Origin of the sequence: Streptomyces silaceus, assembly GCF_001419745.1 — a bacterium.
Classification (GTDB): Bacteria; Actinomycetota; Actinomycetes; order Streptomycetales; family Streptomycetaceae; genus Streptomyces; species Streptomyces silaceus.
Genome location: NZ_LIRJ01000217.1, coordinates 1 through 10,199, shown reverse-complemented (window position 1 = coordinate 10,199; position 10,199 = coordinate 1). Strand labels below are relative to the sequence as shown.

The 10,199-nt window shown below is 72.0% G+C and carries 13 protein-coding genes and 1 pseudogene; 7 read left to right on the top strand and 7 right to left on the bottom strand.

Going from position 1 to position 10,199, the window contains the following annotated elements; genetic code table 11:
• The first annotated feature begins 338 nt into the window (after positions 1 to 338).
• On the top strand, positions 339 to 1,535 hold the full coding sequence (locus AOK22_RS21100; RefSeq protein WP_055700264.1) for an FAD-dependent oxidoreductase: 1,197 nt from the start codon (positions 339 to 341) through the stop codon (positions 1,533 to 1,535).
• A 391-nt stretch (positions 1,536 to 1,926) separates the two neighbouring features.
• On the opposite strand, the gene AOK22_RS21095 is transcribed toward AOK22_RS21100, so the two are convergent.
• Both AOK22_RS21095 and AOK22_RS41505 read right to left on the bottom strand, forming a co-directional pair.
• On the bottom strand, positions 1,927 to 2,097 hold the full coding sequence (locus AOK22_RS21095) for a hypothetical protein (RefSeq protein ID WP_055700263.1): 171 nt from the start codon (positions 2,095 to 2,097) through the stop codon (positions 1,927 to 1,929).
• 119 nt (positions 2,098 to 2,216) lie between these two features.
• Positions 2,217 to 2,363: a hypothetical protein gene (locus tag AOK22_RS41505; RefSeq protein ID WP_157872269.1), complete on the bottom strand. Its 147-nt coding sequence runs from the start codon at positions 2,361 to 2,363 to the stop codon at positions 2,217 to 2,219.
• A 323-nt stretch (positions 2,364 to 2,686) separates the two neighbouring features.
• Here AOK22_RS41505 and AOK22_RS21090 point away from each other — a divergent pair, with 323 nt between their 5' ends.
• The gene (locus AOK22_RS21090) at positions 2,687 to 2,866 is read left to right on the top strand and encodes a hypothetical protein (RefSeq protein ID WP_055700262.1); all 180 of its coding nucleotides are present in this window, start codon (positions 2,687 to 2,689) and stop codon (positions 2,864 to 2,866) included.
• A gap of 108 nt (positions 2,867 to 2,974) precedes the next feature.
• The gene (locus tag AOK22_RS21085; RefSeq protein ID WP_244164912.1) at positions 2,975 to 3,295 is read left to right on the top strand and encodes an ANTAR domain-containing protein; all 321 of its coding nucleotides are present in this window, start codon (positions 2,975 to 2,977) and stop codon (positions 3,293 to 3,295) included.
• A 44-nt stretch (positions 3,296 to 3,339) separates the two neighbouring features.
• On the opposite strand, the gene AOK22_RS21080 is transcribed toward AOK22_RS21085, so the two are convergent.
• From AOK22_RS21080 to AOK22_RS21070, 3 genes are all read right to left on the bottom strand, one after another.
• The gene (locus AOK22_RS21080) at positions 3,340 to 4,056 is read right to left on the bottom strand and encodes a GAF and ANTAR domain-containing protein (RefSeq protein WP_055700260.1); all 717 of its coding nucleotides are present in this window, start codon (positions 4,054 to 4,056) and stop codon (positions 3,340 to 3,342) included.
• A gap of 92 nt (positions 4,057 to 4,148) precedes the next feature.
• The gene (locus AOK22_RS21075) at positions 4,149 to 4,922 is read right to left on the bottom strand and encodes an ANTAR domain-containing protein (protein ID WP_055700259.1); all 774 of its coding nucleotides are present in this window, start codon (positions 4,920 to 4,922) and stop codon (positions 4,149 to 4,151) included.
• Positions 4,923 to 5,037: 115 nt separating this feature from the next.
• Positions 5,038 to 5,421 (bottom strand): STAS domain-containing protein, encoded by a 384-nt coding sequence (locus AOK22_RS21070; RefSeq protein WP_055700258.1) that lies wholly within the window; start codon positions 5,419 to 5,421, stop codon positions 5,038 to 5,040.
• Positions 5,422 to 5,959: 538 nt separating this feature from the next.
• Here AOK22_RS21070 and AOK22_RS21065 point away from each other — a divergent pair.
• From AOK22_RS21065 to AOK22_RS21050, 4 genes and pseudogenes are all read left to right on the top strand, one after another.
• Entirely contained in the window at positions 5,960 to 6,313 is a 354-nt protein-coding gene (locus AOK22_RS21065) for a PRC-barrel domain-containing protein (RefSeq protein ID WP_055700257.1), read from the top strand.
• A 168-nt stretch (positions 6,314 to 6,481) separates the two neighbouring features.
• Positions 6,482 to 6,974 (top strand): annotated as a pseudogene (locus tag AOK22_RS21060) (mycothiol transferase).
• A gap of 37 nt (positions 6,975 to 7,011) precedes the next feature.
• Positions 7,012 to 7,416 carry a hypothetical protein gene (locus AOK22_RS21055; RefSeq protein WP_055700256.1) on the top strand — a complete coding sequence of 135 codons (405 nt, stop codon included), beginning with the start codon at positions 7,012 to 7,014 and terminating at the stop codon, positions 7,414 to 7,416.
• A 110-nt stretch (positions 7,417 to 7,526) separates the two neighbouring features.
• On the top strand, positions 7,527 to 8,210 hold the full coding sequence (locus AOK22_RS21050) for a DUF3105 domain-containing protein (protein ID WP_055700255.1): 684 nt from the start codon (positions 7,527 to 7,529) through the stop codon (positions 8,208 to 8,210).
• Between the two features lie 53 nt (positions 8,211 to 8,263).
• On the opposite strand, the gene AOK22_RS21045 is transcribed toward AOK22_RS21050, so the two are convergent.
• Together AOK22_RS21045 and AOK22_RS21040 are read right to left on the bottom strand one after the other, a co-directional pair.
• Complete coding sequence (locus tag AOK22_RS21045; RefSeq protein WP_055700254.1) at positions 8,264 to 9,556, bottom strand: MDR family MFS transporter; 1,293 nt, start codon at positions 9,554 to 9,556, stop codon at positions 8,264 to 8,266.
• Positions 9,553 to 10,199 (bottom strand): pyridoxal-phosphate dependent enzyme (locus AOK22_RS21040; protein WP_157872268.1); only part of this gene is annotated, 647 nt, incomplete at its 5' end. The genes AOK22_RS21045 and AOK22_RS21040, both read right to left, overlap by 4 nt.

The following is a 10,199-nucleotide window of genomic DNA, read 5'->3' as shown; positions in this document are numbered from 1 at the left end:
GTCGGGCGCCGCATGCGGCGCGCGTGCCGCGCCGTGAAACGGCTGCTGCTCCCCTCACCTCTCGGGCCCCCGACACGGCGGCGGATCCGCGGCTTCCGCCCGGTCCCGCACCCCACTTCGCCCCTCCCTCTTCTCCCGCTCCTCCTTCTCCTCGCGGACGCGGTCGTACGGCGGGGTCCGCCCGCACGGCCGTCGCCCGCTGCCTGAGCCGTGCCGAGGCACGCGCACGGGTGCGGCTGCGGCATCCCCGATTCCGCACGTTCCCCACCCCAGCCGATCTCGGCGCCGTGGCCGTGCCGTGCCCGTGACGGGCGCGCGGGCGGCGCCAGGAGGAACCCATGTCCAAGACCGTCGTCATCGGGGCGGGCCCCTATGGCCTGTCCGCCGCCGCGCACCTGCGGGCGCGCGGGGTTTCCGTCCGGGTCTTCGGCTCGCCCATGGAGAGTTGGACCCGGCACATGCCCGCCGGCATGTTCCTGAAGTCGACGCCCGCCGCCTCCGCGCTGGCGGCCCCGCGCGAGGGCTTCACGCTCCACGACTACTGCCGCGAGGCCGGCGGCGAGCCGCGGCTCGGCCGCCACGACCCCGTGCCCGTCGGGCTGTTCATCCGCTACGGCAAGTGGTTCCGGGACCGTCTGGTGCCCCGCGTCGAGAACGAGCGGGTGGCCGCGGTCGACCGGATCGCGGGCGGCTTCGGCGTCAAGCTCGCCTCGGGCGAGAAGCTCCGGGCCGCGTCCGTGGTCGTGGCGACGGGCCTCACCGGCCTCGCCCATCTGCCCGCCCCGCTCGCCGCGGCCGTCCCCGAGGGCCCCTCCGCCCTCGGTCCCGTCTCGCACAGCTCGCAGCACACCGACCTGACCGGCTTCGCGGGCCGCCGCGTGAGCGTCATCGGGGCGGGGCAGTCCGCGCTGGAGAGCGCCGCCCTGCTCCATGAGGCGGGCGCCGACGTCCAGGTGCTCGCGCGCGGGGCGCGGGTGCGGTTCGGCAGGCCGCCGTCGGACGGTCCGCACGGGCGGCCCGACACACCGCTGGGGCGCTCCTGGGCGCTGTACGGCTTCTCGCGGCACGCCGCCGCGTACCGGTACCTGCCCGGACCCACGCGGCTCCGGCTCGTCGAGCGGGTGCTGGGCCCGTGCGGCGCGTGGTGGCTCAAGGAGCGCTTCACGGACGAAGTGCCCGTCCTCACCAGGACGCGCATCACGGGGGCGGAGGCGTACGGGGACGGCGCCACGCTGCACACCACCACGACGGACGGGCGGACGCACACCGTCGAGGCCGACCACGTGCTGGCCGCGACCGGCTACCGCGTCGACCTGGAGGCCCTCGGCTTCCTCTCCCCCGAGCTGCGCGCGGGCGTGGCCACGGCCGGCGGATTCCCGGTCCTGGACAAGGGGTTCGGGTCCAGCGTGCGGGGGCTCCACTTCACCGGCCTGCCGGCCGCCGCGACGTTCGGGCCCCTGATGCGCTTCGTCTGCGGCACCCGGTTCGCGTCACCGCGCCTGACCTCGTCCGTGGCGGCGCGCTGCGACGACTGAGCGGGAAGGGAGGGCGCGTCCCGCGCCATGCCCCCCGCGGCTGCACTGACCGGACACCGCTCCGGGGCGGCTGAGGCCGCCCCGGTCGGTGCCCACACGACGTGGGCACCGACCGGGGCGTACGTGGTCAGCGCCGGAAAGCGTCCTTGGCCTTGTCGCCGGACTGTTTGAGGTCTCCGGACATCCGGTCGGTCCTGCCCTGCCTGCGCAAGCGCCTGTTGCCGGTGGTCCTGCCGAAGCGTTCCGTGAACCGGCCAGTGAGTGCCTGCGCCCTGTTCCTGATCGTTCGTCCCATGCTCATGGCCGTCCTCTGCTCGTCGCTGGATGGGCCCCGCGCCTGATTGCCGTGCAAGCCGCCCTGTGCGGGGGCAGTGCAGGAGGCCGGGGTGGATCAGCCGTGGCTGCGGCCGAACCGGCTCCTGCCACCGCCGCGCCCGCGCATCGCGAAGCCGACGAGCCACAGGACCAGGAGTGCGGCCGCGACGTACCACAGGATCTGCATGGTGAAGCCGAACCCGAAGATCACCAGGATCAGCAGAAGGAGAAGAATCCATACGAGCATCGCCGGGCCTCCAGATCGCGCGGGATGGTGTTCCTGGTTTCCGCGGGGTCCGGGCGAAGCGGGAAGGTGGAATGCTGCCGCATGGTCTGGAGTGGCATGGCCCTACGCCGTACCGTCAGTCAACTCCCGGCAACTTCCCTTGTCAACAAAGTGTGGGCGTCGGGCGGCTCGGCCGGCGGCAGGACGTGGTCCTCCCACCAGGACAGGCCCATGACGGTGGCGAGCAGGACGAAGGGGGCCACGGCCGGAACGATCAGCGCGTACATGCGTACCGCCTGGAGTCAGATGCGTGCGACGCGGCGGGCAGCGGATCGGTGCCCGCATGGAGCGCATCAGGGCCGTGCCGGGATCACGCCGCGAGGAGCGGGGTGCGGGAGCGGCCACGCTCGTGACACGGCGGGTTCCGGTGGTGATGCGCACAGTGCGCTCCTGGGGAGCGCGAGGGCTGTTCGGCGCTGCCGGGGACCGGGGCGGCATGGCGCACGGTAGCCTCCCCCGAAATCGCTGACTAGATGTCAAGTGCGCCTTTTCGGCAAGCAGTTACGCGGCACCGTACGAGGTATCCGCGGTCTCGCGGCAGGACTACGCTGTGAGGGACAAGGCCCCCAATGTCTTGTGGTGGGCGGCCGCGGCCGTGCTGGTCTTCGCCCTGCTCGACTACGGCAGAGGCGGTCCCGACGGCCGGGGCCGCTGGAGCGATTCCGGTTACGGCGAGTACCGGGACCACCGGGATCGTCAGGACCGCCGGGACCGCGAACACCACAGGTGACCTGGAGATCGCCCCGGACACCGCGAGGCAGTCGGCCCCGGCACGGGGAACTCGGCGAGAGGCACCCGCATGCGGAGGACGATCACGATCCGGGCGGAGGGGTGGAATGTGACTGCCGAGGCCACCTGGGAAAGCGGACGCCCGGCACAGGAGGTCGCCGCCCTGCGCGCCGAGATCGATCAGCTGCGCCGGATGATGGCCGCCCGCACGGTCGTCGACCAGGCGTGCGGCATGGTGATTGCCCTGACGCCGTGCCGTAGGGCGGCGGCCCGGGGGCTGCTGGTGGATGTCGCGCGGCAGTGCGATCTCGGACTCCGAGAGGTGGCCGCGGCCCTGGTCGCCACCACCGAGGACACGTCGCTTCCCGTGCAGATGCATCGGGCGCTACGCCGTGCGCTGCGACGGTTCCACGCAGCGGACCGGCATTGAGCGTTGAGCGTTGAGCGTTGAGCGTTGAGCGTTGAGCGTTGAGGTCAGGATGTCAGCCCTGCCAGGGGCTCGCTGTCGTCGATGAACGCGCGGGCCACGTCGGACAAGCGGCGGTTGTGGGAGCGGGCGTAGCCGCGCAGGGCGGTGAATGCCTGTTCCATGTCGATGCCGCGGCGTTCGGCGAGTTTGCCCTTGGCCTGCTCGATCAGGACGCGGCTGTTCAGCGCGGTCTGCAACTGCTCGTTGAGGACCGTGGTGCGCTGGGTGGTGCGTTGTTGCAGGACGCTGATGGTGGCGACGTCGGCCAGGGCCTGGGCGATGGCCGTGCCGAGCGGGTCGAAGAGACCGGGAGCGGTACGGAAGAGGTTCAGGGCGCCGACGACCTCGTCCCGCAACCGCATGGGCAGGGCCTGGACCGCGCCGAAGCCGTGCAGCTGGGCCTCGGCGGCGAAGCGCGGCCAGCGGTCGGTCTCGGCACGCAGATCGGGAACGGTCACCGTCAGACCGGTACGGAAGCATTCCAGGCAGGGGCCCTCGTCGTTCTGGAGCTGGAAGAGTTCCAGCAGGCGTACCTGTTCGTCGGAGGCGGCCATCACGCGCAGTTCGCCGTCGCGGTCGGCGAGCAGCACACCGGCGGCGCTCGCACCGAGCACCCCCACGCAGCGGTCGGTCAGCAGGCGCAGGAAGTCGATCAGGTCGAAGTCGGCGACGAGAGTGTCCGCCAGCTCGACGAAGGTCTTGGCCAGGAGTCGCTCATTCATCCTCATGCACCCTCTATGGAGACTGGTTCGGGCGGAATGGTGCGGGAAGTACGGCACGGCGCGGCGGGCGTCCACCGGGCCGAGCGGGAGGGTCAGGCATCGTCGTCGGCCCGGGTCGGCTCCGCGTCGGGGGAGAAGCGGAGACGGTGGGCCACCACGTCGGCGGCCACCACGGTCAGCCGTCGCCCGTGGGCATAGGCGTAGGCGCGCAGCCGGACGAAGGCCTCGTCGATTTCCACGCCGAGCTGGACGGTGAGCACACCGGTGGCCTGGGAGATCTCCGCCCGGTACCCACCCAGGTCCTCGTCGGGTCCCCGCCCCGTCGCCGCGCCGTCGCCGTCGCCGGAGGGTCCGCCTTCCTCGTCGATCCGGGCGTCCAGCAGGAGCAGCGTCGCGAGATCGGCGAAGGCCAGCGCGTCGGCCAGCTGCTCCGCGTCCAGCCGGACCGGCACATGGGCGTACAGGTCGAGAACCCCGGGGCTGATCGCTCCCATCTGCAAGGGGAGCGCGAAGACCGCGCGTGCCCCGGCGTCCAGCGCCGCGCCCGCGAACACGGGCCAGCGGTCCCGCAGTTCGCCGGTCCGCAGGTCCGGCGCCAGGACGGCCGAGCCATACGTGAAGGCATCCACGCACGGCCCTTCGCCCAGCGTGAGCTGCAGCTCCTCCAACTGCTCGCTGATCTCGTCGGTGCCGCACAGCGGATGGCTCGCCGTGGCCGGGGACATCGCCGACATCCCGGCCCCACCGACCGGCAGCGCCGCCACCGCCGCGGTACACACGTCCACCACGCCGACCCGGCCACCCCGCAGGGCCGCCTGCTCGGCGACGAGTACGCGTATCCGGGACGAGCGGCTGCCGTACGTCACCCGGGCCACCTCGTCCGGGACAGCAGGCGGTTCACCCGGCACAGGCGGACCGCGGCCAGGGCGGACGACTCGTCTCCCATGGGTTTCCGCGGCTGTTGGCGCCGGGGCCAGGCCATCACGGCACACCGCCCGGGACGGCGGCCGGGAGGACGGCAGGCAGAGAAGCCGGCCCGGGAACGGCCCGCAGCGCCTCGGTCAGGAAGCCGCGACCGGTGAACTCGATCATCCAGGCCAGCAGGGGAGGCGGGTAGTACAGACGCAGCGTCCCTCCGGCCTCGGCGGTGCGCAGGAACGCCTGGGTGAAGGCGTCGAGGCCGCTGCAGTCGCAGAACGTGACCGGGGTGAGGTCGACGTCGATGGTGCGCACGCCGTCGCGCAGGCACAGCTCAAGGGTCGTGCGCAGGAGTGGCACCGTCTCCAGGTCGATCTCGCCGGCCAGTGTGACCAGAGCGCGGGTCCTTCTGTCGTGTCGGTAGACGTTCAACTGCGGTAGGGGCATGACGCCTCGTTCCAGGGACCTGCCGGACAGAGCCGTGCGATGCGGCCGGACTCCCGGCTCCTCCGGGGCGCTTCCGGCAAGGGCGTACATACGGTGGAGGCAGGCGATCGGACGAAGAGGATCCGTTCCCCGCGGTCATCTGCGCTGAGCGACAACAGGCCCGCCGGGGTCCAGGGCGTCCGCACCTCAGAGTAGTCCTCATTCCGCCACAGCAGACGGTCCGAAGCCGCCCGGTCTCAAGAACCGGACGTCGGCCGGCTTCAGCGGTACCCGACGCGCATATCCGCCGCGCCACGAGGTACCCGGAGACCGCTACCCCATGCGGCGGCCGATGGCCGTCCGCGCGAGGAAGTGCGTGAACCCGGGTCCGTGAACCCGGGGGGCTCTGCCGTTCGCTTCGCCAGGACCCCGCGGAACGCAGAAATGGATGCAGAGATCCATGCGGCGGGATGTTCGGCCTGCTGTGCCCCGCCCCTCAGAATTCGCGAGCGAGAACGTCGCGGATTTCACGTGAACCTCAACCGAAGGGAACGGCCCCGTGGAAGAGAACATGTGGGGATATCGAGAAAACGCCTCGTATCAGCCCGGAACCGATCTGACCGGATTCAAGGTCGAGGCGACCGACGGCAGCATCGGCAAAGTCGACAAGCACTCCGAGGATGTCGGCGCCGCGTACATAGTCGTCGACACCGGAATGTGGATCTTCGGCAAGGAGGTCCTCCTGCCCGCCGGAATCGTCGTACGGATCGACCCGAGGGAGAAGAAGGTCTTCGTCGACCGCACCAAGGAGCAGATCAAGGACGCTCCTGAGTTCGACAAGGAAAAGCACGTAGGCGACCCGGCGTACCACGAGCAACTCGGCAACTACTACGGACGGCCGCCGCGGACCTGATCCCTCCGGGAATCGACGCGATCCACCGCCCGTTCCGTGATGCCCGGCCGGTCCCGACCGGCCGGGCATCACCTCGTACGCGCGCGGCCGACGGCTTCGCGCCGCGACGGCACACCGGGCGTCCCGAACCTGACAGTCGAAGGCCCCGGGCGCGGCAGACTGCCGCCCATGACCGGAACAGACTTCAAGACCGACCTGCACACGTATCTGCGGGACGCCCGCGGCGCCCTCCTGTGGAAACTGGAGGGCCTGTCGGAGTACGACGGGGCTGTGGATCACGGGCGACGCCGAGACGAACGCCGACCTGTGGGCGACCGCCGAGGAGTCGCGGGAACGGATCGTCGGGCTCTGCCGCGAGGCGTGGGTCCACTCCGACGCCACCATCGAGTCCCTCGAACTGGACGCGATCGGCCATCTGCCGACGGGCACGCGGTCCCCGGTCACGCTCCACCGCATCCTCGTCCACATGATCGCCGAGACCGACCGGCACGCCGGACACGCCGACATCGTGCGGGAGTTGGTCGACGGGACCACCGGACTGCGCGACGGCGGCGACAACATGCCCTCCCGGGTCGCGGCCTGGTGGGCGGAGCACCGCGCCCGGGCGGAGCGCGCGGCCGCCGAGGCCGACCGGAACGCCCCGCGACTTCAGGACCGGTGACACTCCCCTCGCCCGGCGATCGCTACGATGCGCTGCGATGAGACGGAGACGGTGGCCCGATGCCGCCCGGCCCGCCCGGGGCCGCGCGGCACTGTGCGCTGCGCTCGCCTCGCTCGTCGCCACGCTGTTCCTGTGCCTCGGCACCGTCACCCCCGACGTCGGTCACGCGGGCCTGGGGCACACCACCGCCGTCGCCGGCGCACCGGCCGTCGAGGTCTGTGCGCTGGCCCCGGACGGCACCGAACTCCCGCCGTCCGACCGGTGTTGCGCGCCCGCCGCCCACGGCGTCCGCGCGGTGCCCGCCTCGGCCGAGCACGCGCTGCCGCCCGCCCTGCGCCCACTCCCCCACGGTCCCGCACGGCCCGCGCCGGGAGCTGCGCCGGGGCGGCCCTCGGACCATGGCGCCCCCGATCTTCACGTGCTCCAGGTGCAACGGACCTAGGAGGAGCCCGCGAGGGCGGCCCGCGACCCTTCGCGGCCGTCCCGCGCACGACGGCATCCACCACTCCGGCACCACCGCCGCGCCCGTCGTGGCGGGGACAAGGAACACCCATGGCCAGCGCCAAGTCCCGCAATCCCGGCAACAAGCCGAGCAAGAAGGCGGCCGCCGCCGAACGCAGAGCCCGCGTCGAGGCGATGCGCCGCGCCGAGCAGGCCCGCGAGCGGCGTCGCCGCGTCATCACCGTCACGACGAGCGCCGTGATCGTCGCCGGGCTCATCGGGTTCGGGGCGTTCGCCCTCGACCGGGCCGACGACAAGGAGCGGCAGAACGCCGCCGCCGAGAAGAAGCCCGTGAAGGGCGAGAAGACGTGGGACGCGAAGAAACTGGGCCGCGAGCACGTCGCCAAGACCGTCGACTACCCCATGACCCCGCCGGTCGGCGGCGATCACCACCAGGCCTGGATGACGTGTGACGCCACGGTCTACAAGAAGGCGATACCGGACGAGAACGCCGTGCACTCCCTCGAACACGGCGCGGTCTGGGTGACGTACAACGACAAGGCATCCGACGCCGACGTCGAGAAGCTCGGCGACAAGGTGTCCAAGACTCCGTACAGCCTGATGAGTCCGGCACGGGACCAGTCGGGCACGATCATGCTGTCGGCCTGGGGCCACCAACTCACCGTGCACGACGCCGACGATCCGCGGGTCGGGCAGTTCTTCGCCAAGTACGTGCAGGGTCCGCAGACCCCCGAGCCGGGCGCCGCCTGCTCGGGAGGCGTCACCTCCGCGTGACCGGGGTCCGGCCGGCGCGCGGGGCTCGTGCCGCGCGCCGGCCGGACCGGCTCTCAGGTCACGGCGGGCTCCGCCTCGGGGACCGTACGGGTAAGCCGCCCAGCGCGGTGCAGCCCGTAGAGGGAGCCCGAGCAGACGAGTCCCAGGACGAGCAGCGCCAGCCAGGGCAGGGCCGACATCCCGGCCTCACGCGCCGCGTCGAGCGCGGCGCCCGTGAGCAGATTGCCCAGGGTGATGCCGACGCCGCAGATGGTGTTGTAGAGGCCGTAGTGGGTGGCGACGAGACGGTCCCCCGACAACTGGACGATGGTGTCCATCTCGAAGGGGTACGCGATCATCGTGCCCAGGGCGAGCAGCAGCGCCGCCAGCGTCGGCGGGACGGCGGCGAGCAGCCAGCGTCCGGTGCCCGCGCCGGGCACGGGCACCGCCGTCGCCGCGAGCAGCGGCACGAACGCCGCTCCCATGGTGAGCAGCCCCCACGTCAGCGCCCGCCCCGGCGCCATCCGCTCCTTGCACCAGGCCGTCACGCGGGTCTGCGCGAGGATGGTGGTCAGGCCGGACGCCGCGAAGAGCAGCGCGACGGCGACCGTGCCGAACTGCCCGTCGCCGCCCAGGCGCCGCACCTCCAGGGGCAGCGCCAGATACACCTGGAACGACAGGACGTACGAGCCGATCATGGCCGTCGAGAAGAGCAGGAAGGCGCGGTTGCGCACGATGCCCCGCCACTGCGCGAGGACTCCGGGACCGGTGCCCGCGCCCGTCGCGTCGTTGCCCCTGCGGGCGGGCAGCGAGCGGATCTGCACGACGCTCAGGAGCGCGAAGATCGCCGCCGCGACGAGGCAGGTGATCCGGAAGTCGACTCCGGTGAGCAGCATGCCCACCAGGGGGCCGAGCAGGGTGCCCGCCTGGTAGAAGACGTTGAACAGCGCGAAGGCCTCGACGCGGCGCTCGCCCGCGTCGGCGGCGAGATAGGCCCGCACCGCCGGGTTGAACAGCGCTCCCGCGAAGCCGGTGGCCGCCGACGCCACGACGAGCGCGAGGACCGAGTCGACCAGGCCGAGCGTCGCGAAGCCGACCGTGCGCAGGACGCAGCCGGCGACGATCAGCGGCTTGTAGCCGAACCGGTCGGCGAGGGTGCCGCCGACGAGGAACATGCCCTGCTGGCTGAAGTTGCGTACGCCGAGGACGAGTCCGACGAGCCAGCCGGCGAGGCCGAGGCCGCCGGACAGGTGCTGTGCCAGGTACGGCATCAGCATGTAGAAGCCGAGGTTGATGGTGAACTGGTTGGCCAGGAGCAGCTGGACACTGCGCTCGTAGGACCGGAACTGCGTGAAGGTCGTCCTCATCGTGCCCCTCCCCCGGCTTCCGGGCCCGCGGCCGACGCGAGGAGCGGGTCGTGGACGGCGGCGCAGCGCGTCCAGCGGGTGACCTCCTTCTCGTCGGGGCGGCCCACCACGTCCGGCTCGGGTGCCGGGGTGTGGCCCAACAGGCCGTGGGCGGAGCAGTATTCGTCGTCGTACACGGTTTCCAGGTAGCGCTGGGGTCCGTCGGGGAAGACCGCGGCGACGCGGGTGTCGCGCGGCAGCGTCCGGACGACCCACCCGGCCACGAGGGCCACCGCGCCGACGCTCCAGCCGCCGGTCGCGTAGTGGGAGGCGGCCAGTTGGCGGCAGGCCCAGACGGACTCCGCGGGCGAGACCCAGTGGACCTCGCTGAAGTTTTCGTACGCGACGTTGCGCGGGTAGATGCTCGATCCGAGTCCGCGCATCAGGCGGGGCCGGGCGGGCTGGCCGAAGATGGTCGAGCCGACGGTGTCCACGCCGACCAGGCGCAGGTCGGGGTAGAGCTGGCGCAGGACGCGGGAGATGCCCGCGGAGTGCCCGCCGGTGCCGACGCTGCAGACGAGGACGTCGATGTGGCCGAGCTGGGAGGCCAGTTCGAGGGCGAGCGGGGTGTAGGCGGAGACGTTGTCGGGGTTGCCGTACTGGT

Bases quoted from the DNA above. Each gene is read 5' to 3' on its own strand.
- AOK22_RS21100 (WP_055700264.1), top strand. From the start codon at position 339: ATGTCCAAGACCGTCGTCATCGGGGCGGGCCCCTATGGCCTGTCCGCC.
- AOK22_RS21050 (WP_055700255.1), top strand. From the start codon at position 7,527: ATGGCCAGCGCCAAGTCCCGCAATCCCGGCAACAAGCCGAGCAAGAAG.
- AOK22_RS21045 (WP_055700254.1), bottom strand. From the start codon at position 9,556: ATGAGGACGACCTTCACGCAGTTCCGGTCCTACGAGCGCAGTGTCCAG.
- AOK22_RS41505 (WP_157872269.1), bottom strand. From the start codon at position 2,363: ATGTACGCGCTGATCGTTCCGGCCGTGGCCCCCTTCGTCCTGCTCGCC.
- AOK22_RS21080 (WP_055700260.1), bottom strand. From the start codon at position 4,056: ATGAATGAGCGACTCCTGGCCAAGACCTTCGTCGAGCTGGCGGACACT.
- AOK22_RS21055 (WP_055700256.1), top strand. From the start codon at position 7,012: ATGAGACGGAGACGGTGGCCCGATGCCGCCCGGCCCGCCCGGGGCCGC.
- AOK22_RS21070 (WP_055700258.1), bottom strand. From the start codon at position 5,421: ATGCCCCTACCGCAGTTGAACGTCTACCGACACGACAGAAGGACCCGC.
- AOK22_RS21095 (WP_055700263.1), bottom strand. From the start codon at position 2,097: ATGCTCGTATGGATTCTTCTCCTTCTGCTGATCCTGGTGATCTTCGGG.